Consider the following 24,700-nt stretch of genomic DNA (forward strand, 5'->3'; position numbering starts at 1 on the left):
CAGCTGGAATGGTGGTGCCATCCCGACTTACATGTAAAAGCTCCGAATAGTCATCTGCTTATAGAGTAAACTCTTCACCTAAATAAACAGCGCGGACTTGTTGGTTGGCCAGTATAATCTCCGGGGTACCTTCGCACAAGATTTTTCCCTGGCTGACAATATAGGCGCGTTCACAAATGTCGAGGGTTTCCCTCACATTATGATCCGTGATTAAAACCCCAATCCCTTTATTACATAAATGCTTGATGATTTTTTTAATATCAATGACCGAAATAGGGTCGACTCCGGCGAACGGTTCATCAAGAAGTATAAAAGAAGGTTCTATAGCCAGGGCTCTGGCAATTTCTACACGTCTTCGTTCTCCTCCAGATAATGCCATACCCATACTTTTTTCCAGATGGGTGATATGAAATTCCTGAAGCAGCAAATCCAGCTTTTCTTCACGAGCTTGTTCATTTAAATCAGGTCTGAGCTCCAAAATGGACATAATGTTTTCTGCAACAGTAAGTTTACGGAAAACGGAAGCTTCCTGAGGAAGATAACTGATCCCCAAACGGGCTCTTTGATGCATGGCACTGGTAGTGATATCCTGGTCAGACAGGAAAATTTGACCTTCATCACATGATTGCAAACCAACGATCATATAAAAGCACGTGGTTTTACCTGCCCCATTAGGACCTAACAAACCTACGCATTCGCCTTTTTTTATATCAATGCTGATGCCATTAACCACGGTTCGCGATTTAAAAGATTTTTTTAGGTTTCGCGCTTCCAAGATGCTCATGATGATTTCTTTTCTGGGTGATAAATAATGGTTATTCTTTTATTTTTACTGCCCTGGGACAGCACATGCTGTTTCACGGTGTCGTAACTTATTTTAGCTGCAGAAAATGAGTCAGTTCCTTGTTCTACCCGTGCATTTCCTATTAATTCAATTAAGTGACGAAGCGGATAATATCGAATTGTATCAGCATAGGCATGTACCGGAGGTTTCTTGGGATCCGTTATAGTCCAATAATGAGCCTGTTTTCCTGCTGTTCCGCTGGCTATTGCTACAATCAGTTGATTTTTTTCGTTCCCTATAGTCACGGCTTTACCCGCTTGTAGGTTTGTCGTGCCTTGTACCAGTTCAACGTTACCCGTATAAATCCCTTTATGTTGTTGTTGATTCAGATCTGCTGAATCTGCCATGACATGCATTACTTTTTCTTTATCCTCTGTCAATGCATATACAGAAGAGATGCCCATTAAAAGAAGAATCAGACTGCACTTAACCATTCGCTGGAACATAACTTCCTCTTGCCTTGTGGAGTAGTTCAACCCTTTTTTCATCAAGGTATGCATTCATTCCGGTAGATTGGATGATGTTACCGGGTTGTTCATAGGTTACGAGTACATCAGAACTTGCTTTCTTTTCTTTTGGAAAATAGGTTACTTTTTCTGTTCTGAGAACACTTTCCCCTGATTTATTTGCTTGTTGCTGACGTACAATCACATTACCTATAAAGGTAATTTGTTTACCGCCCTCCAATGATTCCGCTTTAATGGAACTAATATTCCACGGTGGTTGTTCTTCCTGGCTTACCAGGATATGCGGGCTTTGCAACAAGTAGACATTGCCTTTGGGAATGTGCTGCATCAAAGGGGCTGTGAGCACGTTCGCAACTGTACCTTGTTGATTGAACTGCCGGACTGTAACATTGGAAATCGTAGAATCCACCGAATTGGTCAAGGTTTCTCGATCAAGGCGGGTTATCGCTGTCGAATGGCCATAATACCATCCCGAACAGGCAAGGATAACCAAAGTAAAAAAAAGCCACATGAGTTGTTTTGCTGCATTCATTATTTTAGATAACCTGCTATAGCCAAATCCATTTTGTTTTGTGCACTAAGAATGAGATCGCATAACTCCCGTACTGCTCCATGACCTCCAGGCAGAGCGGTTTGCCACATGGCAATTTCTTTAATTTGATGAACTGCATTGGCAACGGCGACGCTAAGACCAACTTGTTGCATTATAGGCGCATCGGGAAGATCATCGCCAATATATGCAAATTGTTCATCCTGAAGGCTTAATTTGGTTTTTAATTGTTTATATGTTTCTTGCTTATCCAATTGATCTTTATAGTAATGAACAATACCTAACTGCTGCATTCTATGATCCACTACAGCATTGCGGGAGCCTGTTATAACAGCTACCTCGATTCCAGCGGCCATAAGTAATTTTAAGCCAACACCATCACGAATGTGGAATGTTTTCGATTCATTAAAATGATTATCAATATACAACAGTCCATCAGTAAGAACGCCATCCAAATCACAAATTAGACATTTAATATTTTTGGCACGTTCAATTAAATTATTCATTTTAAAATACACCTGCTTTTAATAAATCATGGAGGTGGAGAACAGCAGTAGGCCGATTGTCGTCGTCTGTAACGATTAAGGAAGTAATACTGTGTTTTTGCATAACCGACAATGCCTCGGCGGCAAGCATTCCCTGAGAGATTGTCCGTGCATTACGCGTCATGACCTCTTTGATTGGAGTAGTGTTAATATCATATTGGCGGGTCAAAGTGCGTCGCACATCCCCATCGGTATAGATTCCAACAAGGTACCCCTTACTGTCAGTAACGCAGGTCATACCCAATTTTTTATTGGTGACCTCAATTAAAGCTTCGCTCACGGTAGCATTTTCATGAATGACGGGCAGCTGGTCTCCCTGATGGCAGAGTTCGTCTATACGCAATAAAAGTCGTTTCCCAAGAGAGCCTCCGGGATGCGATAATGCAAAATCTTCTTCACTAAATCCCCTGGCCTGTAAGAGGGCAATTGCCAGTGCATCGCCCATAACCAAGGCAACAGTGGTACTGGTTGTAGGGGCAAGACCAAGAGGGCAGGCTTCCTGTTTGATGCTGACATCGAGGTTCACATCCGCTGCTTTTGCCAGAGTGGATTCTGGATTGCCGGTTAGGGCAATCAATGGAACCTCCAGCCTTTTTAATAAAGGAAGCAAGGTAACTAACTCCAGGGTATTGCCTGAGTGAGAAATGGCGATTACTGTGTCTTGCCGGGTTATCATGCCAAGATCCCCATGGCTTGCTTCACCTGGATGCATGAAAAACGAAGGACTGCCAGTACTGGATAAGGTCGCAGCGATTTTGTTTCCAATATGACCTGACTTGCCCATACCTGTTACTACAATCCGTCCCTTACAAGCAAGCAACAGTTCACATGCTTTTTCAAACCGGCTATCGATTCTTTGAGACAATTCAAAGACAGCTTGTGCTTCAGTTTCAATGACAGCAAGTCCAAGTGTACAAAAATTCATAGGCTATTCGAGGTTTTTTGTTTATTTTTCATTCTAACAAAAAATCAGTTGAATAAATAGAACCAAAATTTCAATTTTCCTGTTCATAAGAGATTTGGACGATACTTCAAATGGTGGCCTATAGCCTGCCGCTTTAGGAAAGGATAAAATCAGGTCCTCTAAAACCTAGCATTTTGAAGTATCTTGGGTATACTTCTACTTTTGGCTATAACCGGAAAAATGAGAATGCCTGAAAATTGGGTCGAAATCAAAAACTTAATCTTCACTCGCGAGAACCGTTGCATTTTCAATGATATTGATATGGTAGTTAAACGCGGCAAGATTACTGCAATCATGGGGCCAAGCGGTTCTGGGAAAACAACTTTATTACAGCTCATTGGCGCCCAACTGAAACCAGACAGTGGTTTGATCCAGGTGAATGGCCAAAATATGCATCAATTGTCGCGCAAGGCTTTATACGAAGCGAGGCGCAACATGGGCTTGCTTTTTCAAAGTTCTGCGTTATTCACCCATCTTTCTGTATTCGATAATGTGGCCTTCCCTTTGCGCGAGCATACGCTTTTAAACGAATCAATGCTCCGTGATATAGTTTTGATGAAACTTGAAGCAGTGGGTTTGAGAGGGGCTGCAAATTTGATGCCTGCCCAATTATCAGGCGGAATGGCGCGCCGGGTTGCTTTAGCCCGTACTATAGCTTTGGATCCCGAGCTTATGATGTATGATGAACCTTTTACAGGTCAAGATCCCATTTCTCTTGGTGTTTTAGTCCGTTTGATTAAGCGGCTCAACGAATTGTTACATACCACTACCATTATTGTTTCACATGATGTTGAAGAAACCTGTTCCATAGCAGATTATATTTATCTTATTTCCGGTGGAAAGATCATTGGACATGGAGCTCCTGATGAACTTATTCAATCATCTGAGCCTCAAATTAAACAATTTATGCATGGTGAAGCGGATGGGGTCGTTCCTTTTCATTATCCTGCCAGACCGTATATAGAGGAGCTATTGGATGCTTGAGTTCATCATACGTATGGGTAATCGTAGTTCCCGCCTTTTGCAAGACTTGGGAAGTTCCGGCTTATTTCTGTTTTTAATGCTGTTCAGGAGGCCTGGGATTTCAAAACTTTGGCCTTTGCTGCGCTATCAAATTCATTTTGTGGGCGTTTTGTCCTGTTTGATTATCGTTGTATCCGCATTATTTATCGGTATGGTTGTGGGTTTACAAGGCTATAATACTTTGCAGAAATTTGGTGCCTCAAGCCAACTGGGCCAATTATTGGCTTTAAGTATTTCAAGGGAACTTGGACCCGTCATTAGTGCCTTGCTGTTTGCAGGGCGGGCTGGCTCTGCTTTAACTGCTGAAATTGGCTTAATGAAGGCAACAGAACAATTGTCCAGTATGGACATGATGGGAGTTGACCCTTTAGGCAGGGTTATTTATCCTCGTTTTATTGCTGGGTTTATTACCTTGCCGCTGCTGGCATTAATTTTTTCCGCTGTGGCCATTTTCGGCGGTTATTTTATCGGGGTGCACTGGCTGGGTGTAGATGCGGGAAGTTTTTGGTCCAATATGCAAGCTGCAGTGGATTTTCGTATTGATGTACTCAGTGGTATCATTAAAAGTTTAGTATTTGCTTTTGTTGTAACCTGGATTTCTGTATTCCAGGGATTTGAATGTGTTCCTACTGCAGAAGGTATTAGCCAGGCGACGACTAAAACAGTGGTTTACTCTTCGCTTGCTGTGTTAGGGCTCGATTTTTTGTTGACCGCAATGATGATTGGAGATTGGTAAATGAGTAAGCAACGTTATGTAGATTTTAGTGTTGGCCTATTTATGTTGCTTGGTATATTGGCTTTATTGGTCATGACGATGAAAGTGAGCAACCTTTCAAGTTTTGGGTCTCATGATAGTTATGATGTAACTGCTGATTTTACAGATATTGGGGGGTTAAAAGTACGTGCGCCTGTGACTGTGGCCGGAGTTAGAATTGGAGAAGTAACCCGTATTGAGTTACAACCGGGGGAACTCAACGCTAAAGTGACTATGCGTTTACGAAGCGATAAAAAAATTCCTTATGATGATGCTTCAGCGCGCATTTTGACTGAGGGTTTACTTGGTTCAAACTACATAAGCATTGTTCCCGGTTTTGAGGATGAGGAAAATAAAGATCATCCCTATTTGAAAAACGGAGATGTAATTGGGAAAACTCAAGAAGCCATTATTCTTGAAAATTTAATTGGTCAACTACTCTTTAACATTAAAAAATAAGGTCAAAGACATGAGAATAATAAAAACATTTTTATTAGTTGTCAGTGTGATTTTATCCCCTGTATTGAATGCCCAAAATTCTCCAATACCTATGCTGGAGCAAACGGCCAATAATATCATCGCTACACTTAAGGAACATAAGTCCAGCTTAAAAAATAATCCAAATATTATTTACAATGCGGTAGAATCGAACTTGCTTCCAATCGTTGATGTTGCAGGTATGTCTCGTTCGGTTTTGGGAAGACAAGCCTGGAGTAAGGCAACAGATACGCAAAAAAGCCAGTTCTCGAAAGCATTTACACGTTTGGTAATTCGCACTTATTCCAGTCCATTGGCACAATATACCGATGAAAGTGTACAATTCCTGCCTTTAAGGGGTTCGCTGAACTCTCGTTTTTTGCGGGTTAACAGTATTATTATCCGTGCCGAGGGGCAAAATATTCCCTTATCTTACAGCCTTGTGGATAAAAATGGGCAATGGAAAATTTATGATATCAGTGTTGAAGGGGTAAGCCTGCTGCAAAGCTTCCGCTCCCAGTTTGCATCTGCATTACAAAATTCAAGCATTGATGATGTCATCAAACTAATGGAACAAAAGCAACTTAAAAGGGCCTCCTGATTGTGAATACAGTTTATTTTAAACCAGGCGCAGATCTTTCCTTTAAATCTGTCGTTGCAATGAGGTCAAAGCTTTACCAGGCTTTGAGAGAAGACAAAAGTGGCAAATTTGGTCTGGATTTAAGTGATGTCAGACATTGTGACAGTGCGGGTTTGGCATTACTAATTGAAGCCCGAAAATTATGTAAAAAAAATAATAAAACCTTTGAAATTATTGGAGTTCCTGCTGAGACACAATCCCTGGCAGAGTTTTGTGGGGTAAGGGGTATTTTGGAGTCCAAATAAATTTTTATACAGTAGGAATACCCAATTTTTGGAAAATGGTTACTTTTAGACTGTAGCCTGGGTGAAGGTGCGAACTGTAGCCCGGGTTTTCTTTTTTATCTGGATAACAGAATCGGGATGGAGATTGTGATCTCCTCCCGTTAAATTTGTTGCCAAAAGTTGTATTTATTTCAATTTGTGAGCTAATTTTAATGATAAGTAACGAAGAAATCGAACAAAAATTCAAAGCCATTGATGATGTTTCTTACATCAAAGTGGAGGGGGATGGTTATCAATATCAGATAACTATAGTAAGTGACGTCTTTGTAGATAAGCCTAAGATAGCTAGACAGCAGTGGGTTTATGCACAACTGAAAGATTTAATTACTTCCGGCAAGCTTCACGCGATTAGCATGAAGACGTGGACAAAAGAAGAATGGGGAAAGCAACATGGATAAATTATTAATCAATGGCGGTAAGGCATTGAATGGAGAAGTAGTTATTTCAGGAGCAAAAAATGCAGCCCTGCCTATTATGGCGGCAAGTTTACTCGCAAGAGATCACGTTACTATTTCCAATGTCCCTCATCTCAAAGACATCACGACCATGATGGAGTTATTAGGCCAGTTAGGTGCGCATCTAATCGTCGATGAAAAAATGAATGTCCAGGTTGATGCCGGACAGGTGAATGAGTTTGTTGCTCCTTATGATCTGGTTAAAACAATGCGCGCTTCAATTTTAGTATTGGGCCCCTTGCTTGCTCGCTTTGGAAAGGCGGACGTCTCTTTACCAGGTGGATGTGCTATTGGCACAAGGCCTGTGGATTTGCATTTAAAAGCGTTGAAAACCATGGGAGCTGATATAACAGTCAAAAATGGATATATCAATGCTCGTTGCCGACGAGGTCGTCTGCAAGGCAAACGTTTGATGTTTGATACCGTTACGGTGACCGGTACTGAAAATGTACTTATGGCAGCAACCCTTGCTGAAGGAACAACCATTATCAAAAATGCAGCCCGCGAACCGGAAGTTGTTGATTTGGCTAATTTCCTCATTCAAATGGGTGCAAAAATTTCTGGAGCCGGAACTTCAATAATTGAGGTTGAAGGAGTTGAAGCCCTCTCAGGAGGTACTTATTCTGTCATGTCTGACCGAATTGAAGCAGGTACCTATTTAGCTGCTGGTGCTTTAACACGGGGGCATGTTACTGTAAAACGGGTACGCCCAGATACTTTATTATCCCAATTGTGCAAGTTTGAAGAAGCAGGTGCGGAGTTAACTATCGGAGAGGATTGGGTAAGCCTTAACATGCACAATCAACGTCCTCAAGCAGTCAATATTTCTACTGCACCTTATCCTGCTTTCGCAACAGACATGCAGGCGCAATTTATGGCCATGAACTCAGTGGCGGATGGGACGTCAACTATAGTAGAGACTATATTTGAAAATCGTTTTATGCATGTCCAAGAGTTGCAACGCATGGGTGCCCAGATTCAACTCAATGGCAACACTGCAATAATTAATGGTGTTGAAAAATTAACTGGTGCGCCTGTGATGGCAACTGATTTACGGGCATCAGCCAGCTTGATTTTGGCGGGATTAGTTGCAGAAGGTGAAACATCAGTAGAGCGAATCTATCATGTAGATAGAGGGTATGAACGCATAGAAGAAAAATTATCTTTATTAGGTGCGGACATTAAGCGGGTTTCTGACCGGTGATTACTAAAGAAGAGCTTTCATTATATCTGCAGCAACTGTTGGCATGTGAACGCTTCAATGATTATGCACCAAATGGAATGCAGGTTGAAGGCAAAGAACAGATTAAACGAATTTGCACTGCAGTTACCGCTTCTGAGGATGCAATTTCCGAGGCTATTGCATGGGGCGCTGATGCCTTATTGGTTCATCATGGTTATTTTTGGCGTGGTGAACCGCCAATCGTTGTGGGAATGAAACGTCAGCGGATTTATAAACTATTATGTAATGAGCTCAATCTGTTTGCCTATCATCTTCCACTGGACTGTCATCCTGAACTTGGAAATAATGCCTGCCTCGCAAAGTTGTTTGAAGTAGATTTGATCCATATGCACCGGGCAGGAAATACGGATAATCTACTCTGGTCGGGAAAATTGGTTCAAACCATGAGTTCAACCGAATTTGCCGATTATTTGGAAAAAAAATTAAAGCGTACGCCTTTATTTATTGCCGGCAGTAAAAAACCGGTGACCCATATTGCATGGTGTAGTGGGGGAGCCCAGGATTTTATCGAGGATGCGTACCGTTTGGGTGTAGATGCTTACATAAGCGGGGAAATATCCGAAAGAACTTACTACCAGGCAAAAGAATTAGGTATTCATTATTACTCTTGTGGCCACCACGCAACAGAACGTTATGGGATTCAGGCTTTAGGGAATCATCTGGCTTTTCAATTTGAGTTGGAACACTTGTTTATCGATAGTAATAACCCAATTTAATCCGGGTGTGGGTTTTCTGGTGTTGTGGGAACCAGATTCACCCTGTTTCACCAGCCTTAAAAATCGTCTAAAACATACCCTCTACATATCAGTTTCATGGCAAAATTTTTTGTCAAAATGATCCTTGTTAATCCATTTGTGAAATGAAATGTGCTACATTTAATAAATCAATAGTGATTAACCTTCATGCGCTCTTGTTCCAATAGGTTTCATAAGCTAACATGATTTGATAGTCGCTAAAGGATTGTTTTAATGATCAATTTTCGTTACTTTATGTTTTTAGTTTTTTTATTTAGCTCCTTTTCGAGCCATTCAAATTCCAATGAAAAGCACAATAAGGCTTTTCGCAATTTTTGGCATCCCACATTTCTTGGGGAACGTTTGGATTATTGTACCGCTGATGGTAAGGAATGCGGTAAAGTTGTAGCAGACCGTTATTGCCAAATGTTAGGCTACGATTATTCCAGCGATAATGAAATTGCTTACAATATAGGGTTAACACATTATCTGGCAACCGGAGAGAGTTGCAAAGGCTGGCGTTGCAATGGATTTATGACCATTGCTTGCGCTACAAATTTATCACATACCCCTCCAAAACCTTATCATTATCGTGAAAAACAATTCGCTGATCCCCGATATAATGATTATCGTGTGGATTGGTGTTATGAGCAAAAACAAGGTTGTGGTTCTCGGGCGGCCAATTCTTTTTGCAGTCGTATGGGGTTTCTGCAAGCCAAATATTTTGTGAAAGAAACTCAAGTAAGTGCTACCAGAACAATAGGTAGCCAGGAATTATGTTTCGGTAATCAGTGCAATTCTTTTAAATTGATTGTGTGTTACCGATAATTAATAAAATCTTTTCTCGCAATTATGGGAGAAAGAAAATGATGGTGCGAGTATAAAACTTAAGGATAAGTTTATGAGTATTAATGACAAGGTTTTTATCATTGATAATAATGAATGTCGTCGCGACAAGTTGCGTACGATACTGGATTTTATCGGTGAACCTACCGAAGTCAGTGAATATGGAAGCTGGCAAGTTGATGATATAGATCCAGGTATAATTCTTCTTGGTGCAAGTGAATCTGTTCACGAGACTATAAATGAACTGGATTCATTGGTAAACAAATTTGTCAAAACTCCTATTATTGTCATAGGGCAAAAATTAAATAATACCCAATGTCTTTTACGTAATGTGGTTAGCTGTTTACCGTTCCCCTTTACCTACGCGCAAATCATGGAATCCTTGCACCAGTGCCAATTGGCGCAAGAGGCAGTCAATTCTGTAATTGTCAGCAATCCAAAAAATCCATTGCTCCGTAGTCTTGTGGGAAATAGCTCTGGTATTCGTAATGTCCGCAGATTGATTGAGCAAGTCTCAGACACCGAAGCAAGTGTGTTGGTTCTGGGAGAGTCAGGAACGGGCAAAGAAGTAGTGGCTCGTAATATACATACCCTATCATCAAGAGCCAGCAAGCCGTTTATACCCATTAACTGTGGTGCTATACCCGGGGAGTTGCTCGAGAGTGAATTATTTGGCCACGAAAAGGGGGCGTTTACAGGTGCAATTACATCCCGGCAAGGTCGATTTGAGTTAGCAAATGGCGGTACCTTATTCCTGGATGAGATAGGTGATATGCCGTTGCCTATGCAAGTTAAATTATTGCGTGTGTTACAAGAGCGCTGCTTTGAGAGGGTGGGTTCCAATAAAAGCATTGATGTGAATGTCAGGATTATAGCGGCAACTCACAGAAACTTGGAAGAAGCGATTAAGGAAGGCAAATTCAGAGAAGATTTATTTTACAGACTGAACGTATTTCCCATTGAAATGCCGCCTTTAAGGGAAAGGGCAGAGGATATTCCCTTATTATTTAACGAATTGATTTCACGCATTGAGAGTGAAAACAGACCTAGCGTGCGCTTGATGCCCGATGCGATGAATGCTTTATGTGAATACAATTGGCCCGGTAATATCAGGGAATTGGCTAATTTGGTAGAACGTTTAACTATTCTTTATCCTAAAGGGATCTTGAGTAAAGAAGATTTACCCCAAAAAGTAAGGGGAGAATATAAAACTTTGTATACTGAATCCGATACAACCCATTCTGAGCGAGAAGCGTTAATGGAAGTAATGCATCAGGAGCAGATTGCTGCCAGTACCGAAGGCATCGATTTGAAAGAACATCTGGTGAAAACCGAGTTAGCTCTGATTAGCCAGGCTTTAAACGAAGCTGATTGGGTAGTTGCTCATGCTGCAAGTTATTTAAATATGAGACGGACTACCTTGGTTGAAAAAATGCGTAAATATGGGCTGACCCGTCCTGAGCGGGTTTAATTCAATGCATTAGCTGGAAATTAAACACGAGAAAAGCATGCCGGGGCAGTTGTGGCCACCCCGGTACTCATATTATCAGTTAGTCCTATTCCTTGGTTTTATCAGTTTTTGATTCTTTTGGAGGTTCAACCACTTCAATGGTTTCGACGACCTCCACGGACTCAACAGTCTCAACAGGCTCAGAAGTTTTCGTTGATTCGTGTACTACTTTAGTTTCTTCAACAGTTGTTTTAGTCTTGGCTTCAGGGGTTACAGTTACATTTGTTGGTTCAGCTCCTTCCTGCTGAGCTCTCGTTTCCTTATAGTTATGGACTATTTCCCCAACACTTTTTTTAATATCTGTAAATAACTTGTTTGTCATTGAAGCTAACTCTTTAAGATCAGGTAGTTTTGATTTAAAGTCACTCATAGCTCACTCCATATTGTATTCTTAATTAATTATATACCATTATCCTGAATTCAGCAGTTTATTCAGTATTTTGAATATTAAGGCTTTTCCAGGATAAAATGGTATTTATTCTTAACCCCAGGGGTGAATCAAGCGCATTGCTGGCTTAAGTAATTTATTAGCCAGAGATGCTTTGGGAGGAACGGTTAATTTGAATGCTCTATAGTCAGCAATTTTTTCCATGAGGTAATCATCACTTGTGCATAATTCGTCCACAAGTTTCAGATCAAAAGCATCCTTGGCTAACCAATGCTCTCCTGTTGAGACTTCATCTATATTCAATTGCTCGCGGTTACTGGCTACATAATTTCTAAAAGCACTATGGATTTTCTCCAGATCATCCTGAGCTTTTTTCCTGCCTTTTTCAGTATTTTCGCCAAAAAGGGTCAGGGTTCTTTTGTATTCTCCTGCAGTCAATAATTCCACATCAATATCGTGATTTTTTAGCCAACGATGAAAATTGGGTATTTGGGCTACAACACCAATAGAACCAATAATGGCAAAAGGCGCTGCGATGATTCGATTCGCGACACAGGCCATCAAATAACCTCCGCTGGCAGCCATTTTATCGATACTTACAGTTAAAGGAATGTTTTTATCGCGAATGCGTTGGAGTTGGGAAGCAGCTAACCCATAAGTATTAACTATCCCGCCAGGGCTGTCCAGACGAACTAAAACTTCATCCCCAGGCTTTGCAACACAAAGAATAGCAGTTACTTCATCCCGGAGCTGCTCTACCTGTGATGCCCTGATATCCCCATGAAAATCAATTACATAAAGGGTGGGCTGGCCGTCTTTAGTTTTTTTCTTCTTGGGAGGTTTTTTGCCAAGAACTTCTTTGCTCATTATGGATATGATATGATCATAATGTTTGTTCAAAGATGTGATTTCCAGTTTTGGTTTAGGTTTGCGGCTCATAGAGAAGAAACCCGCGAATACTATGAGGAAAGCAATAACAACAGTTATTGATTTTAAAAGAAATAAACCATATTGACTTAAAAATTCCATTACGAACCCTGTAAAAAATAAAACAAATTATGGCGATCAATAAGAGAGTTCGCAAGAGCCGATAAGCATTTAGACTAGAAAAGAGTTTTTAGGATAAATTAAATCGCTTTGTTTTGTTTTTTAGTTCGAGTACTATTTCTTAATTGAAAGTGCATCCTGATTACCTAAAACGCAACCTACAGTGTATCGTGACCTATGCTTGATGTAATTAACCTTGCTTTTGACTACCAGGAAAAACCCTTGCTGAATAATGTTGCTTTTCATTTACCCGAGGGGGGATTGCTACATCTACGAGGAAGAAATGGTGCTGGCAAGACGACTTTATTGAAACTGATTGCCGGTTTATTTCAGCCACTTCAAGGTGAGATTCGATTTTTTGGGCAGAATATAGCTAAAGAGCCGTCAGAATATCAACGCCATCTGTGTTTTGTAGGTCATAAAGCCGGTATTAACCCTAATTTAAGCTTAAGGGAAAACTGTTATTTTGATCTTCATTATGTTTCTCCAGTTTCAGAGATCAGAAATGAGCGGATTGATAAAATAGAAGAATTGGCTTCAATTTTTAAACTGGAACACCATCTTGATGTTCCGTGTGGTTTATTATCCTCAGGACAGCGTAGGCAAGCAGGGTTACTCCGTTTATGGTTTTCCAACTCCCGATTATGGCTTCTTGATGAACCCCTTGTTGCTTTAGATGAGCATGCCATGAAACAAATCATGGATGTCATCGCGCTCCATCGAAACCAAGGGGGAGCAGTTTTATTGACCTCACACCAGCAATTACCCTTGGATTCCTCAGGGTATGAGGAGTATTGTTTGTGAGTTCCTCTATTTCTTTATTTGCCAAACAATGCACACGTGAACTACTTATTCAGGTACGTCAAATCCGCTTTTTGGTGAACTCTTGCCTGTTTTTTATCATTTTCCTTTTTATGTTTCCCTTGACTATTAAACCGGAAATCATGCTCCTGAGGAACATTGCCCCGGGTTTGGTGTGGATGGCAATATTGTTTTCTTTGCTGCTTTCAACCGAACGTTTATTTCAACAGGACTATGAGCACGGGGTCCTCGAACAATGGCTTGTTTCAGGTCAGTCTTTACCTCTGCTTGTAGGCGCAAAGGTAATTGCTCACTGGTTGTTTAATTTGCTGCCTATACTCGTTTTATGTCCTTTAGTGTCCCTGTTTTTTTCATTGAGTGTCTGGGAAACAGTAGTTCTTGCGCTTGCTATTATCTGTGGTACGCCGTCATTGTTGTTCCTTTGTGCCCTTGCTGCTGCATTTGGGGTGGGAATCAACCAGAAGGGGCTTTTAATGGCTTTAATATTGTTGCCATTAACCTTGCCTGTACTCATTTTTGGAAGCGGAACAGTACACATTGCGATGCAAGGTCTGCCAGTCAGTGCCTATTTGGCTTTATTGTCGGCTATTTCTGTGGTTGCAGTGGGATTTTTACCCTATGCTATTGCGGGTATCATACGTATAAGTCATGTTGAATAAATAACAGGTTCTAACGGGCTAGGATCCGTTGTCATTTCACCTGCTGCCTACGTGCCGCGGTTTGCCCGTAGCATCCAGTATATCGAATAATTGGCTTATTTCTGAAAGCGGTTTATTGCCAAGCGAAGAAAATCACGGGAGACTCAGTGAGAGCCTCCTTTGATCACAATAATTATGATGTTTATGGATAGTTTTTTAATGATTTTAGGTCTTGATTGAATTCGTCATCTTGTTCGAATTCTTCTTGAGCTGCATTGAGGCCTGTCAATTGCCTTTGATGGTAGGCCATCATGAGTCCATAAATACCGCCCGAGTAAGGGGAGGAAAACATGCCTGTTTCAGGTGCCTCATTCAACACAATTCCTTTTTCAGCAAGCTTTGCAGCTATATCAATTTTTGTTTCAGCAATTACCTTTGCTGCTTTTTTTAATAGTTCGATTTTAAGCAAGGGTATTTGCGCTAAGTTAGTGGTTGCGAACTGATCTATTTCAGTTTTAATAAGACCAATAAATTCTTTTTTAATCTCTAATGTGCCATATAAAGTAGAGTAGGTATATTGTTCTGCATAAAGCAGTCCGGAAAGAGTTTTAAGCAACGCATGCCAACTACGATCATGCAGCATCCACAATATGGGATTGTTAGGAAATTCTTTATAGCAATTCTGTAAATGAACGGCCCCAGACTCCAGTAATTCAACCAGTTTTAGACTCAGCAAATCAATATCCTGTTCAAATTGATTTAAGCCTTCCTGTACCTTTTCCGCTCGCAATAAACTGGTGATTTCTTTTTTTACTGTTTTGACTTGTTTGCGTAAAAAAATTAAATCGATGTCTTCATTAAGTTGTTGTTTGAAATGGCGCGTCAAGTCGATGTAGTTTTCAAGTTGTTCTGTTTGTATTCCTTGGTGCCGATAGATGGCAAAATAGATCTCGCAAATCCCCAAACATACTCGGTAAGCTCCTAAGGCATAAGCAAATTGTCTCATAAAAGCCTGTGCTTCGGGGGTGTAGGTTTTTTCAGGTTTAAAGAGATATGTTCCATCTTGTTTGTGGAACTCTAATGGTAAACCACTTGCTAACACATTGCTATCAAAGGCTGCTACAAGTCGTGGATTTTCTGTTGAATCCATAATTGCTGCGGCACCCTTTACTAAGGTATTTTCATCAACCAGACATTTCTCCATGGCATCACGAACCATATTGAAACTAAAAACTTGCTCTTCTCCTTTTGCAACTTCGGTGAGTTTTTGGGTTCGCCCCTCATTAAAAAAATACCCTTTTAATAATTTCCTTATTTCAAACATGGCTTTGCGATAATGTTCAAGACGGGCCAAAATTGGCTGGGTTATTTTGTTTATTTCCTGTCGATGGAGCTCAAGTTTTTCATCCATAACATCTCCTTGTATATCCTTTATTGTTTTAATTTCTACATTGCGCCAGGTTCGATGTCAAGGTGATTAATTTTTTCGATAAGATTTAATTTACTTTTAATTGTTAAAGGAAATGAGGATGGAAATGATGAAAAATTTTACTATTAACTCAGTGCTATAATTAAATTAATTTACTTAATGAGTTGTTTTTATGCAAAATGCCAAATTGACTTCTAACATCAAAGAATGTTCTTCTTGGTATGTTTCAGCAATGGAACACTTGGTTAAGGTCGTGCAAGATTTATCGCAAGCAAATGATATTCAAACGATTACCGAAATTGTGCGCTTTGCAGCGCGAGAACTCACAGGAGCAGATGGTGCGACCTTTGTACTGAAGGAAGGTGATTTTTGTTACTATGTAGAGGAAAATGCAATCGCTCCATTATGGAAAGGCAAGCGTTTTCCCATGAAAACATGTATCAGTGGTTGGGTGATTTCGCATAAACAATCAGCAGTCATTGAAGATATCTATCGTGACCCCCGCATACCACAAGATACTTATCGGCCCACATTTGTTAAGAGTTTGGCGATGGTACCAATACGTAGAGAAGATCCTATAGGTGCTATTGGCAATTACTGGGCCAAAAAACGCCTGCCAACACAAGAAGAGCTCAGTATATTACAAGCACTTGCAGATACGACATCGGTTGCACTGAAAAATGCACACCTTTATATTGACTTAAAAGCCCATATTGAGACCATCCGAGAGCGAGAAGCGCATGTACGAACCCAACGAGATAGATTGGAAATTTTTACCCGTGCCCTGGCTCACGATCTTAGAGAACCTGTACGAACCATGAGTTCCTTCGTCGATGTCATCAATCAAGAAAAACATCAGTTTTCTGGAAGAGTAGTTGACTATTTTCAACACATTTATAATGCCAGTAAACGCATGCTAACGCTCATTGATACTGTGTTTCATTACATGCAACTTGATGAATTTGAGGAAGAAATTAAAGAAGAATGTGATATGAATGAGATAATCTTAGAGGTTTCAAAAAACCTTGATTATCTGATTCGGGAAAAAAATGCTCGCATCATTGCCGAGACGTTACCCCATGTGAAAGCCAACAGAACTCAAATGATTCAATTAATGCAAAACTTAATCAGCAATGCCATTTATTACAATGAAAATATTCCTGAAATATCGATTTCCGCAAATCCAAATAAACAATGGGTAGAATTTCATGTATCCGATAATGGTTTAGGACTTGATAGCAAAAACAATGAAACCATATTTCTGCCATTTAAACGGGCTAGCCGGACAAGCAAGGGTTCGGGTTTAGGGTTAGCAATATGCGCCAAAATTTTAGAATTACATGGCGGAACAATAGAATGTAAATCCAGAATTGAAGGAGGCACAATATTTTCTTTTACTCTCCCAATTGCTTTTAAGGTAAATAAGCAGGGAAAAATAAAAGAAACCTCAGTGAGTCAAGTGAATATGCCCAGTCAAACTTCATTAGCTAATATTTTATTTGTCGATGATCTCAAGGAGGATATGGAATTTACTAAAATCATCCTGGAGCGGGCGCATATACACTTTAATTTATTTATAGCGCAAAGCGGAAAAGAAGCCCTTAATTTGTTACATGACCAATTTGCTCGAAATAACCCAATTGACCTGATATTTCTTGATATCAATTTGCCTGGAATGGATGGGTTTGAAATATTGAAACAAATTCAAGCTGATAAAATACTCAATAAAATTCCTGTGATTATGTGCACTGGTTCAGATTATCGTAAAGACAGAGAAAAGTCAGCCTCATTAGGCGCCGCGGGCTATCTGATAAAGCCAATTGAAAAAGAATCGTTACAAGCCATAATCAATGATCTGGCTGCAGTAAGATATTGTCAAACAGATGAAGGTTATATCATCGTGCGAAATGAATATTAGTTTTAATTTATATCAGTAATTCATGACCATTCAAAAATAACCTAGGCTCTTTCATGAGCAATAGGTCAAAACCCTTGTTCTATAAGCATTAATTGATTCTGTTTTAATAAGTTTCATAAATGGAATTAAAACCAATCCTAAATGCCCAATATTGGTATTGACTGGCATATATTGATTCGCAATCCTGGTTTTGTAATTATTAGTGAATTTGATCCCTATTGGGGCATTCGATTAAAATGCGAACAATACGTGTATCATATCATAAGTTATCACATGAAATTAATTATCCAAGAAATGCCGCGAAATAGCTTGGAGTGCTCTTGATAATCACTGTCTCTGTCCCACAACTTCAGATTCCTCTCTTAAAACCAACGCATGGATACCGCTGACAAGCCGCGGCACGTAGATGATAGGTGAGATGTCACCTGACCTGTCATTTGTTACGGCCTCAGTAAAGCGACATCCCTCAGTAAAGTTACATACTTCAGTAAAGTCCTCGATAATCTGCTTATTTTGTGTAATGGATTTTGCGAATGGGGGGATGCATGTTAAAATCCGCTTTTTTTGATTTCAATTATTCCTATGTGGAAATTATTATATCAATTGGCATCACCTAAATTTTTTTATTCATTTGCAGGGCGGCTTACTCCAGGTCTGGCGGTTGGGGCTTTCATTGCTCTCATAGCGGGTATCATTTGGGGCTTGGCATTTACCCCACCGGATTATCAACAAGGTGAGGCTTTCCGAATTATCTATGTGCATGTTCCCAGTGCTTTTTTGTCCATGATGCTCTATGCATGGATGGGTTTTTTAGCAGTATTGCTTTTGGTGTGGCGTATTAAAATCGCAGGCCTCTTAATCAGTATCGTGGCGCAAATCGGCCTGAGTATGGCATTTCTTGCTTTGGTTACTGGAAGCATTTGGGGTAAACCCATGTGGGGAGCCTGGTGGGTTTGGGATGCCCGGTTGACTTCTGAATTAATTCTTTTATTGCTTTATGCAGCTATTTTAGCAACCCACTATGCTCTCAAAAATAAAGAGGATGGAGATAAAATCATTGCTATCTTAACCTTGGTCGGAGTGATTGATTTACCTATTATTCATTATTCCGTTTATTGGTGGAATACCTTGCATCAGGGGTCGACTTTATCTGTTTTTGCAAAACCCAAAATTGATACCAGCATGTTGTATCCTTTATTGCTGACCATAGCCGGATTTTTTTTATATTGTTTGTGGATTATTTTAGAAAAAGCCCGCCAGGAATTATTGCTTAGAGAAAAAAGACAATCCTGGGTTAAGGTTCAATTTGAAGGGGAATTTAAATGAATCAATTTTTAGAATGGGTGGCGATGGGAGGATACTCCAAATATGTTTGGCCCGCTTATGGTTTGGTTTGTGCAGTTTTATTGATGAATATATTAAGCATGAAGCGGAAAGGAAAACAGACTCGTCAAAAATTACAACAATGGTTTAAATGATAAAATGACTCCAGCACGCAAACGCAAGATAACAATTCTAGTATTTTCGATGTCTGTTTTATTTTTGGCTGCAGCGCTGGTTTTATATGCACTAAGACAAAACATCAGCTTATTTTACACTCCAAGTCAGGCTGTTATGGGTGAAGCTCCACAAAATCATAATATCCGTGTAGGAGGAATGGTAGAGAAAGGCTCTATTGTTCGTTCACAAAAAAGTTTGGAGGTCGAATTTAAAATTACTGATTTTAATAAAACGCTTACTGTGACCTATACAGGGATTCTTCCTGATTTATTCAGAGAGGAGCAGGGAGTTGTTGCAGAAGGAAAATTGCTTAACAACCGACATTTTCAAGCTTCACAAGTATTGGCGAAGCATGATGCCAATTATATGCCACCAGAAGTAAAAGCTGCTTTATCCAAAAAGGTAAACTCATGATTGCAGAATTAGGACTTTTTTCTTTAATTTTGGCATTGATCTCATCCATGATGCTTGCGGTAATTCCTCTCGCCGGATTGCAGTTAAAAAGAGCAAAGTTGATGGATTCTGCAATTACGTATGTAATTTGCCAATTTTTGTTTATTGCCTTGGCCTATCTTTTCCTTACTCTTTGTTTTTTAAATGATGATTTTTCCGTGATTTATGTCCTGAGTAACTCGAGCATATCCTTACCCTGGTTTTATAAACTGTGTGCAGTTTGGGGAGGACATGAAGGGTCCATGTTGTTATGGGTTTCCATTCTTAGCTTTTGGACGTTGCTTGTGGCTTTTTGCAGTTCGGGTTTGGATAAGGAAATGCGTACACGGGTTTTAGTTGTCCTTGGTTGGTTAAGCATAGGATTTATCCTTTTTTTACTCAGTACGTCCAATCCTTTTTTACGGCAATTCCAAGTTTTGGATTCTTCCGGACGTGATTTGAATCCTTTATTGCAGGATCCGGGGTTTTTATTCCATCCCCCTATGCTCTATATGGGATATGTCGGTTTTTCTGTTGCCTTTGCTTTTGCGCTTGCCGCACTTTGGGCTGGAAAAGTAGAAGCAAGCTGGTCGAAATGGACCAGACCCTGGACATTGGCTGCATGGTGTTGTTTAACTGCAGGTATTACTTTGGGAAGCTGGTGGGCTTATCGTGAGCTGGGATGGGGTGGATGGTGGTTTTGGGATCCCGTGGAAAATGCCTCATTCATGCCCTGGTTAGTAGGAACCGCTTTATTACATTCTTTGGCAGTAACTGAGCAGCGTCAACAATTTAAAGCTTGGACCATGTTGCTTGCTATTGCTGCTTTTTCTTTAAGCTTGATTGGAACTTTCCTTGTACGTTCCGGCGTTTTAACCTCAGTGCATGCATTTGCAGTAGATCCCCAACGCGGATTATATATTTTAGGGTTTTTATTATTTGTTATTGGCGGCTCCTTATTATTATTTCTATTCCGGGCGCAGACCTTGCATTCAGGAAATAATCCCAGCCCCATTTCCAGAGAGAGTGCTTTATTATTAAATAATGTTTTTTTAGTAGTTATCATGCTCACGGTGCTGATGGGAACAATATACCCATTGATAGTTGAGGGGCTAGGCCTGGGGAAACTGTCTGTAGGAGCTCCTTATTTCAATTCCGTATTTGTCCCTTTAATGGTTCCCTTAATGGTGTTAATGGGAATTGGCATACATTTAAGATGGAATAGCGATCGAGGGCGGGTTGTATTAAAAAAACTTTGGAAGATGGCCTTGCTTAGTCTTTTACTCCCGTTACTTTTGTTAGTTGCTACTTCCAGGCAATTTAATCTATCTGCTTACATAGGATTAATCCTGGCTTTTTGGGTGATCCTAAGTACTCTGCAGGCGGCATACAGACGGATTTATGATCGGGGTTTGCATCAAATGGGGCAAGCTTATTGGGGAATGATTCTGGCTCATTTAGGGGTAGCAACTACGGTAATCGGGATTGCAGTTTCTACAGCCTATGGCGTGCAAGATGATGTGCAAATGGAGCCTGGGGAAAAAGTGGCTTTGTTGGATTATTCAGTAGAATTTATGTCTCAAGAGCCTTTATCTGGTCCCAATTATAAAGGAACAAAAGCTCAGTTCAAGATTAGTTATAAGGGAAAAAGCAAGCTGATTTATCCTGAAAAAAGACTGTATACGATAGGGCAAATGGCAATGACCGAATCGGCAATCGATGTAACCCCTTTTAGAGATATCTACATTGCGCTGGGAGAGCTATTATCTACCAATTCATGGTCTGTAAGATTATATTACAAACCGTTAATACGCTGGATTTGGAGTGGCGGATTTATGATTTTGGCAGGTGGTTTTTTCGCTTTGACAGATAGGCGCTATTATCAAAAAAGATATTCGGCGGTTAGGACCCAGGAGTTAGAGGCATGAGAAAAATTGGATGGAAAGTTGTGCCAATCGCATTTTTTTTGCTGCTTTGTATCTTTCTCTGGCGCGGTTTATCTTTAAATCCACATGAGTTGCCTTCCGTACAATTGGGAAAGCCATTACCACAATTTAGCCTGCCTCAATTGCAGGAGCCCAATACTTTTTTTAATTCCACCCAATTAAAGGGGCAAGTCGTTTTATTAAATGTTTGGGCCAGTTGGTGTGCCGCTTGTATAGATGAACAAGTGTTTATGTTGCACTTAGCGCGCGAAGGGGTACCCCTTTATGGATTAAACTACAAAGATAAGCCTGATGATGCACTTCGCTGGCTGGAACAGTGGGGAAATCCTTATAAACTCGTGTTTGAAGATCGGGATGGGAAGGTTGCAATCGATTTAGGAGTTTATGGAGCCCCAGAAACTTTTGTAATTGATAAGAAAGGAACCATCCGCTATCGCCATGTAGGCGTCATGACTAAACAAGTATGGCTAAAAGAAATTGCTCCTTTAATAAAGCAGCTGGAGGAGATGTCATGAACAGCCGAGTACCTTTCCTTATCCTTACTTTTCTGTTTTTTCTATCCTCCTCCATTTGGGCAAACAGTACTTATCCTTTGGATTCACCCCAAAAAGAAGCTCAGTTTCAGCATTTACTTAAAGATTTACGTTGTTTAGTTTGTCAAAACCAGGATCTGGCGGATTCGAACGCAGAATTAGCGAAAGATTTGCGCAATCAGGTTTATCAGATGGTTAAAGAAGGGAAGAGTGATACTGAAATCAGTGATTATTTGACGGCCCGTTATGGGGATTTCATCTTGTTTAATCCTCCTGTTAAGGCAGTAACATTTTTATTGTGGTTTGGACCTATTGTATTTTTATTCCTGGGTTTTGTTATTTTCTGGCGTACCTGTTTTGGTGGTCGCGCAAGAAAGCTAAATCCGATTAATGATTGATGACTCTTGGATTTAAACCCTTTTATATTTGAATTAGTGAGTTTTTTATGAATGAATGGTGGTTATTGGGCTTATTGGCAGGACTCGCAGGAATAGCCTGTTGCTTTATGATTTACCCATTCAAGCGACGATTTATTGCCAGTTTGTTATTGTTTCCTGCCATTTTTTTGTTGGCATTTGGGGGGTATTTTTATTGGGGAAGTTTTAACGGATGGCAAGAATATGTTCATCATATTAAATCCCAGGAGCAAGCTAAAAAAATGCTGGAGTCGGTTAAAAGCCCGCAAGAGTTAATCGATAAATTAAAAGCAAAATTGGATGATAATCCCAAAAGTGCTAAAGGCTGGTATCTGCTTGGACGTCTATACAGTAGCCAAAACGAAAAGGAAAATGCAGTGAATGCGTTCGCCAAAGCCTATCATTTTAATCCGGATGATGAACAATATGCAGTGAACTATGCTCATAGCTTATGGATACTCAATAATCAGCAGTTTACGGAGCAAATCATCCAAATATTCCGAAGACTATTAAAAAATAATCCCCATCAACCCGATGCATTGGCGATGCTTGCTATGGATGCTTTCGTAAGTCAGTCCTATGAAAAAGCAATAGATTATTGGCAGCGTTTATTAAAATTGGCCCCCGAGCAATCAGAAGAGGCTCAAGCTATTCGAAAAGCAATCGCCAAAGCAGAAGCTCGTATCAAACAAAAAAAGCAGAAAATGAATTGAAAGAAAAATCTAAGGGCAGGATGAAGGGTGGAACTGAAATTCAATCAAAGTGCCAGATCGCCTGGACACTTTGATTGGATAAAAATTTAGTACCCCATTGTAAATTTGGCAGTGTCATGACTGACATTTGTCGATGGTTTTTGATTGAAAAACCCTCTTTTGAGGCCCGCGAAAGTAGTTTTACTGTCGGAAGTAGTGGTTCGGGCAGGCTTTTCACTGACATCCTGGGGTGCAGTAGATTCATTATTTTCAGTTTTACTTAGCTTTGCAACTTCAGGATCTACTTTAGCATCCACCTGCTTGGAAAGCTCTTGTACTTCAGGAAGAGTATTCGCAGCATGATAAGCTTTAACAAAACTGGCATGCTCTGTGTCTGTGATAATCGAATATTTCTGCAATGTGGTTAAAATACTGTCTAACTTATGTTCATCAATAGTAATCTGAAATTGTGCATGATAATGGTTATCATCCATTTTAAAGTTATCCTGATGATATAAATAATGATCAGGATCGTCACGATGCACAAAGCGATAAACACCCAATTCATTTGACCTTTCTATAAAAAACTGGTCGACCTCAGCATTAACACAATCCATCTGTATAAACAACATTAGAAAAATTTGGGTTAATTGGTCTTTTACGGGTGGAAAATTTTCAAGTAGGTTTGTTTTAGGATAAACAGTTAAAGTATTATCATATAAACTAAGATTTACTTTTTTGCACAAGTGTGTAAATGCTTTAGGCATAAAAAACTCCTAATAATAACTGGCTTTGCTTAAACACGAGCCTCAAAGTTTAATATAAAAACATTAAGGTTTTATTAAGGTCTGAAGTTAATCAAATTGTTTTCTTTTTTTTATTGGAATTCTATAAAAGAGGGAATCATTTGGAATTTATATGATAAGGACAGATATACTTTTTGTAATGCAATTAATTTAAAATCTGCTAGTCTATAGATAGGCATAAGAATTTTAAGGAGAAAATGATGTATAAGAGGGTATTGTTTGCTACTGACTTTGACGAAGTTGGTATTATAGCAGCGCATAAGGCAAAAAAAATTGCTGATGAGAATGGTGCTGACTTGATATTAGTTCATGTCGTAGAACCTATTCCTGCTTATGCTTATCCTGGTTTTGCCGGATTTGCTGAAGTTGAATTGTCCATCCGCGAGCAAGCTGAAAAAGAGCTGAATGAATTGGGTGAAAAGTTGGGGGTTGATGCGAAACACCGGTTTATTGAATTTGGCTCTACAAAAAATGAAATTTTAAGAGTCGCTCAAGAGCGCCACATTGACTTAATTGTTACAGGCAGTCATGGAAAACATGGCCTATCCCTATTGTTGGGTTCAACAGCAAATTCCATTTTGCATGGCGCAGATTGCGATGTTTTAATTGTCCGTTCTATCCCTTCAGAAAAACATCCTAAAGAAAAGCATACATAAGTACTGAAATTAATATAAATGCAGAAGAAGGCTGAGCCCCTGCATGCATTTTAGCCCGGATTGCATTGGTAATCCGGGTTTATTTAAAAAATCTGATCAAGCATCCCTGCAGACACCCTTTATCTAAAATGAACTTCTTTT

The 24,700-nt window shown here is 39.9% G+C and carries 30 protein-coding genes; 21 read left to right on the plus strand and 9 right to left on the minus strand.

What is annotated here, in order from left to right:
* Positions 1 to 58: 58 nt before the first annotated feature.
* From lptB to KYQ_RS02540, 5 genes are read right to left on the minus strand one after another with little or no spacing between them, the layout of a single operon-like run.
* Positions 59 to 784, minus strand: coding sequence for an LPS export ABC transporter ATP-binding protein (gene lptB, locus KYQ_RS02520; protein WP_019349607.1), 726 nt, complete (start codon positions 782 to 784; stop codon positions 59 to 61).
* On the minus strand, positions 781 to 1,290 hold the full coding sequence (lptA, locus tag KYQ_RS02525) for a lipopolysaccharide transport periplasmic protein LptA (RefSeq protein WP_019349608.1): 510 nt from the start codon (positions 1,288 to 1,290) through the stop codon (positions 781 to 783). The genes lptB and lptA overlap by 4 nt, the downstream gene beginning before the upstream one ends.
* Entirely contained in the window at positions 1,271 to 1,843 is a 573-nt protein-coding gene (lptC, locus tag KYQ_RS02530) for an LPS export ABC transporter periplasmic protein LptC (RefSeq protein WP_010654122.1), read from the minus strand. The genes lptA and lptC overlap by 20 nt, the downstream gene beginning before the upstream one ends.
* Positions 1,843 to 2,367, minus strand: a complete 525-nt coding sequence (kdsC, locus tag KYQ_RS02535) for a 3-deoxy-manno-octulosonate-8-phosphatase KdsC (protein WP_010654121.1) — start codon at positions 2,365 to 2,367, stop codon at positions 1,843 to 1,845. Before kdsC ends, lptC begins: the two co-directional genes overlap by 1 nt.
* 1 nt (position 2,368) lies before the next feature.
* Complete coding sequence (locus KYQ_RS02540; RefSeq protein ID WP_010654120.1) at positions 2,369 to 3,331, minus strand: KpsF/GutQ family sugar-phosphate isomerase; 963 nt, start codon at positions 3,329 to 3,331, stop codon at positions 2,369 to 2,371.
* 225 nt (positions 3,332 to 3,556) lie between these two features.
* On the opposite strand from KYQ_RS02540, the gene KYQ_RS02545 reads away from it, so the two are divergent.
* The 10 genes from KYQ_RS02545 to KYQ_RS02590 all read left to right on the plus strand — a co-directional run bounded on the left by KYQ_RS02545 (position 3,557) and on the right by KYQ_RS02590 (position 11,297).
* Positions 3,557 to 4,354 (plus strand): ATP-binding cassette domain-containing protein, encoded by a 798-nt coding sequence (locus tag KYQ_RS02545; RefSeq protein ID WP_019349609.1) that lies wholly within the window; start codon positions 3,557 to 3,559, stop codon positions 4,352 to 4,354.
* Complete coding sequence (gene mlaE / locus KYQ_RS02550; protein ID WP_010654118.1) at positions 4,347 to 5,129, plus strand: lipid asymmetry maintenance ABC transporter permease subunit MlaE; 783 nt, start codon at positions 4,347 to 4,349, stop codon at positions 5,127 to 5,129. Before KYQ_RS02545 ends, mlaE begins: the two co-directional genes overlap by 8 nt.
* A complete protein-coding gene (gene mlaD, locus KYQ_RS02555) occupies positions 5,130 to 5,606 on the plus strand; it encodes an outer membrane lipid asymmetry maintenance protein MlaD (protein WP_010654117.1) in 477 nt (158 codons plus the stop codon). It begins immediately after the preceding gene.
* A gap of 10 nt (positions 5,607 to 5,616) precedes the next feature.
* Positions 5,617 to 6,225, plus strand: coding sequence for an MlaC/ttg2D family ABC transporter substrate-binding protein (locus KYQ_RS02560; protein WP_010654116.1), 609 nt, complete (start codon positions 5,617 to 5,619; stop codon positions 6,223 to 6,225).
* Positions 6,226 to 6,227: 2 nt separating this feature from the next.
* Positions 6,228 to 6,509, plus strand: a complete 282-nt coding sequence (locus KYQ_RS02565; protein ID WP_010654115.1) for an STAS domain-containing protein — start codon at positions 6,228 to 6,230, stop codon at positions 6,507 to 6,509.
* A 191-nt stretch (positions 6,510 to 6,700) separates the two neighbouring features.
* Complete coding sequence (locus tag KYQ_RS02570; protein WP_010654114.1) at positions 6,701 to 6,946, plus strand: BolA family protein; 246 nt, start codon at positions 6,701 to 6,703, stop codon at positions 6,944 to 6,946.
* On the plus strand, positions 6,939 to 8,207 hold the full coding sequence (gene murA / locus KYQ_RS02575; RefSeq protein WP_010654113.1) for a UDP-N-acetylglucosamine 1-carboxyvinyltransferase: 1,269 nt from the start codon (positions 6,939 to 6,941) through the stop codon (positions 8,205 to 8,207). Before KYQ_RS02570 ends, murA begins: the two co-directional genes overlap by 8 nt.
* Positions 8,204 to 8,962, plus strand: coding sequence for a Nif3-like dinuclear metal center hexameric protein (locus KYQ_RS02580; RefSeq protein WP_019349610.1), 759 nt, complete (start codon positions 8,204 to 8,206; stop codon positions 8,960 to 8,962). The genes murA and KYQ_RS02580 overlap by 4 nt, the downstream gene beginning before the upstream one ends.
* Positions 8,963 to 9,214: 252 nt before the next feature.
* On the plus strand, positions 9,215 to 9,808 hold the full coding sequence (locus tag KYQ_RS02585) for a hypothetical protein (protein ID WP_019349611.1): 594 nt from the start codon (positions 9,215 to 9,217) through the stop codon (positions 9,806 to 9,808).
* Between the two features lie 73 nt (positions 9,809 to 9,881).
* The gene (locus tag KYQ_RS02590; RefSeq protein WP_010654111.1) at positions 9,882 to 11,297 is read left to right on the plus strand and encodes a sigma-54 dependent transcriptional regulator; all 1,416 of its coding nucleotides are present in this window, start codon (positions 9,882 to 9,884) and stop codon (positions 11,295 to 11,297) included.
* Between the two features lie 85 nt (positions 11,298 to 11,382).
* On the opposite strand, the gene KYQ_RS02595 is transcribed toward KYQ_RS02590, so the two are convergent.
* Together KYQ_RS02595 and sohB are read right to left on the minus strand one after the other, a co-directional pair.
* Positions 11,383 to 11,706 carry a hypothetical protein gene (locus KYQ_RS02595; protein ID WP_010654110.1) on the minus strand — a complete coding sequence of 108 codons (324 nt, stop codon included), beginning with the start codon at positions 11,704 to 11,706 and terminating at the stop codon, positions 11,383 to 11,385.
* Positions 11,707 to 11,817: 111 nt separating this feature from the next.
* The gene (sohB, locus tag KYQ_RS02600) at positions 11,818 to 12,753 is read right to left on the minus strand and encodes a protease SohB (protein ID WP_010654109.1); all 936 of its coding nucleotides are present in this window, start codon (positions 12,751 to 12,753) and stop codon (positions 11,818 to 11,820) included.
* Positions 12,754 to 12,948: 195 nt separating this feature from the next.
* On the opposite strand from sohB, the gene ccmA reads away from it, so the two are divergent.
* Both ccmA and ccmB read left to right on the plus strand, forming a co-directional pair.
* Positions 12,949 to 13,575 carry a heme ABC exporter ATP-binding protein CcmA gene (gene ccmA, locus KYQ_RS02605; RefSeq protein ID WP_019349612.1) on the plus strand — a complete coding sequence of 209 codons (627 nt, stop codon included), beginning with the start codon at positions 12,949 to 12,951 and terminating at the stop codon, positions 13,573 to 13,575.
* Positions 13,572 to 14,252 (plus strand): heme exporter protein CcmB, encoded by a 681-nt coding sequence (ccmB, locus tag KYQ_RS02610; protein WP_019349613.1) that lies wholly within the window; start codon positions 13,572 to 13,574, stop codon positions 14,250 to 14,252. Before ccmA ends, ccmB begins: the two co-directional genes overlap by 4 nt.
* Before the next feature lie 181 nt (positions 14,253 to 14,433).
* Here ccmB and KYQ_RS02615 read toward each other — a convergent pair whose 3' ends face one another.
* The gene (locus KYQ_RS02615; protein ID WP_019349614.1) at positions 14,434 to 15,642 is read right to left on the minus strand and encodes a hypothetical protein; all 1,209 of its coding nucleotides are present in this window, start codon (positions 15,640 to 15,642) and stop codon (positions 14,434 to 14,436) included.
* Between the two features lie 190 nt (positions 15,643 to 15,832).
* Between KYQ_RS02615 and KYQ_RS02620 the strand changes: the two genes are divergently transcribed.
* The 8 genes from KYQ_RS02620 (at position 15,833) to KYQ_RS02660 (ending at position 23,118) form a co-directional block, all read left to right on the plus strand.
* Positions 15,833 to 17,578: an ATP-binding protein gene (locus KYQ_RS02620; protein ID WP_019349615.1), complete on the plus strand. Its 1,746-nt coding sequence runs from the start codon at positions 15,833 to 15,835 to the stop codon at positions 17,576 to 17,578.
* A 567-nt stretch (positions 17,579 to 18,145) separates the two neighbouring features.
* Complete coding sequence (gene ccmC / locus KYQ_RS02630; protein ID WP_489884276.1) at positions 18,146 to 18,904, plus strand: heme ABC transporter permease CcmC; 759 nt, start codon at positions 18,146 to 18,148, stop codon at positions 18,902 to 18,904.
* The gene (ccmD, locus tag KYQ_RS02635; RefSeq protein WP_010654102.1) at positions 18,901 to 19,056 is read left to right on the plus strand and encodes a heme exporter protein CcmD; all 156 of its coding nucleotides are present in this window, start codon (positions 18,901 to 18,903) and stop codon (positions 19,054 to 19,056) included. Before ccmC ends, ccmD begins: the two co-directional genes overlap by 4 nt.
* A 4-nt stretch (positions 19,057 to 19,060) precedes the next feature.
* Positions 19,061 to 19,492 carry a cytochrome c maturation protein CcmE gene (ccmE, locus tag KYQ_RS02640; protein ID WP_029488965.1) on the plus strand — a complete coding sequence of 144 codons (432 nt, stop codon included), beginning with the start codon at positions 19,061 to 19,063 and terminating at the stop codon, positions 19,490 to 19,492.
* Positions 19,489 to 21,438 (plus strand): heme lyase CcmF/NrfE family subunit, encoded by a 1,950-nt coding sequence (locus KYQ_RS02645; RefSeq protein WP_019349618.1) that lies wholly within the window; start codon positions 19,489 to 19,491, stop codon positions 21,436 to 21,438. The genes ccmE and KYQ_RS02645 overlap by 4 nt, the downstream gene beginning before the upstream one ends.
* Positions 21,435 to 21,971: a DsbE family thiol:disulfide interchange protein gene (locus KYQ_RS02650; protein WP_010654099.1), complete on the plus strand. Its 537-nt coding sequence runs from the start codon at positions 21,435 to 21,437 to the stop codon at positions 21,969 to 21,971. Before KYQ_RS02645 ends, KYQ_RS02650 begins: the two co-directional genes overlap by 4 nt.
* A complete protein-coding gene (locus KYQ_RS02655) occupies positions 21,968 to 22,387 on the plus strand; it encodes a cytochrome c-type biogenesis protein (protein ID WP_010654098.1) in 420 nt (139 codons plus the stop codon). The genes KYQ_RS02650 and KYQ_RS02655 overlap by 4 nt, the downstream gene beginning before the upstream one ends.
* Before the next feature lie 47 nt (positions 22,388 to 22,434).
* A complete protein-coding gene (locus tag KYQ_RS02660; protein WP_010654097.1) occupies positions 22,435 to 23,118 on the plus strand; it encodes a tetratricopeptide repeat protein in 684 nt (227 codons plus the stop codon).
* A gap of 86 nt (positions 23,119 to 23,204) precedes the next feature.
* Here KYQ_RS02660 and KYQ_RS02665 read toward each other — a convergent pair whose 3' ends face one another.
* Positions 23,205 to 23,864 carry a hypothetical protein gene (locus KYQ_RS02665; RefSeq protein ID WP_010654096.1) on the minus strand — a complete coding sequence of 220 codons (660 nt, stop codon included), beginning with the start codon at positions 23,862 to 23,864 and terminating at the stop codon, positions 23,205 to 23,207.
* Between the two features lie 239 nt (positions 23,865 to 24,103).
* Here KYQ_RS02665 and KYQ_RS02670 point away from each other — a divergent pair, with 239 nt between their 5' ends.
* A complete protein-coding gene (locus KYQ_RS02670) occupies positions 24,104 to 24,559 on the plus strand; it encodes a universal stress protein (protein ID WP_010654095.1) in 456 nt (151 codons plus the stop codon).
* Positions 24,560 to 24,700: the final 141 nt, after the last annotated feature.

It is taken from the genome of Fluoribacter dumoffii NY 23 (assembly GCF_000236165.1).
Classification (GTDB): Bacteria; Pseudomonadota; Gammaproteobacteria; order Legionellales; family Legionellaceae; genus Legionella; species Legionella dumoffii.

Excerpts from the sequence above, each read along its gene's own strand:
- KYQ_RS02540 (WP_010654120.1), bottom strand. The coding sequence starts at position 3,331 with ATGAATTTTTGTACACTTGGACTTGCTGTCATTGAAACTGAAGCACAA.
- KYQ_RS02655 (WP_010654098.1), top strand. The coding sequence starts at position 21,968 with ATGAACAGCCGAGTACCTTTCCTTATCCTTACTTTTCTGTTTTTTCTA.
- KYQ_RS02665 (WP_010654096.1), bottom strand. The coding sequence starts at position 23,864 with ATGCCTAAAGCATTTACACACTTGTGCAAAAAAGTAAATCTTAGTTTA.
- KYQ_RS02545 (WP_019349609.1), top strand. The coding sequence starts at position 3,557 with ATGCCTGAAAATTGGGTCGAAATCAAAAACTTAATCTTCACTCGCGAG.
- KYQ_RS02560 (WP_010654116.1), top strand. The coding sequence starts at position 5,617 with ATGAGAATAATAAAAACATTTTTATTAGTTGTCAGTGTGATTTTATCC.
- mlaE (WP_010654118.1), top strand. The coding sequence starts at position 4,347 with ATGCTTGAGTTCATCATACGTATGGGTAATCGTAGTTCCCGCCTTTTG.
- KYQ_RS02590 (WP_010654111.1), top strand. The coding sequence starts at position 9,882 with ATGAGTATTAATGACAAGGTTTTTATCATTGATAATAATGAATGTCGT.
- KYQ_RS02615 (WP_019349614.1), bottom strand. The coding sequence starts at position 15,642 with ATGGATGAAAAACTTGAGCTCCATCGACAGGAAATAAACAAAATAACC.
- KYQ_RS02585 (WP_019349611.1), top strand. The coding sequence starts at position 9,215 with ATGATCAATTTTCGTTACTTTATGTTTTTAGTTTTTTTATTTAGCTCC.
- lptC (WP_010654122.1), bottom strand. The coding sequence starts at position 1,843 with ATGAATGCAGCAAAACAACTCATGTGGCTTTTTTTTACTTTGGTTATC.
- KYQ_RS02670 (WP_010654095.1), top strand. The coding sequence starts at position 24,104 with ATGTATAAGAGGGTATTGTTTGCTACTGACTTTGACGAAGTTGGTATT.
- KYQ_RS02645 (WP_019349618.1), top strand. The coding sequence starts at position 19,489 with ATGATTGCAGAATTAGGACTTTTTTCTTTAATTTTGGCATTGATCTCA.
- KYQ_RS02595 (WP_010654110.1), bottom strand. The coding sequence starts at position 11,706 with ATGAGTGACTTTAAATCAAAACTACCTGATCTTAAAGAGTTAGCTTCA.
- murA (WP_010654113.1), top strand. The coding sequence starts at position 6,939 with ATGGATAAATTATTAATCAATGGCGGTAAGGCATTGAATGGAGAAGTA.
- KYQ_RS02660 (WP_010654097.1), top strand. The coding sequence starts at position 22,435 with ATGAATGAATGGTGGTTATTGGGCTTATTGGCAGGACTCGCAGGAATA.
- KYQ_RS02620 (WP_019349615.1), top strand. The coding sequence starts at position 15,833 with ATGCAAAATGCCAAATTGACTTCTAACATCAAAGAATGTTCTTCTTGG.
- KYQ_RS02650 (WP_010654099.1), top strand. The coding sequence starts at position 21,435 with ATGAGAAAAATTGGATGGAAAGTTGTGCCAATCGCATTTTTTTTGCTG.
- lptA (WP_019349608.1), bottom strand. The coding sequence starts at position 1,290 with ATGTTCCAGCGAATGGTTAAGTGCAGTCTGATTCTTCTTTTAATGGGC.
- kdsC (WP_010654121.1), bottom strand. The coding sequence starts at position 2,367 with ATGAATAATTTAATTGAACGTGCCAAAAATATTAAATGTCTAATTTGT.
- sohB (WP_010654109.1), bottom strand. The coding sequence starts at position 12,753 with ATGGAATTTTTAAGTCAATATGGTTTATTTCTTTTAAAATCAATAACT.
- ccmD (WP_010654102.1), top strand. The coding sequence starts at position 18,901 with ATGAATCAATTTTTAGAATGGGTGGCGATGGGAGGATACTCCAAATAT.
- mlaD (WP_010654117.1), top strand. The coding sequence starts at position 5,130 with ATGAGTAAGCAACGTTATGTAGATTTTAGTGTTGGCCTATTTATGTTG.
- KYQ_RS02570 (WP_010654114.1), top strand. The coding sequence starts at position 6,701 with ATGATAAGTAACGAAGAAATCGAACAAAAATTCAAAGCCATTGATGAT.
- ccmA (WP_019349612.1), top strand. The coding sequence starts at position 12,949 with ATGCTTGATGTAATTAACCTTGCTTTTGACTACCAGGAAAAACCCTTG.
- lptB (WP_019349607.1), bottom strand. The coding sequence starts at position 784 with ATGAGCATCTTGGAAGCGCGAAACCTAAAAAAATCTTTTAAATCGCGA.
- ccmE (WP_029488965.1), top strand. The coding sequence starts at position 19,061 with ATGACTCCAGCACGCAAACGCAAGATAACAATTCTAGTATTTTCGATG.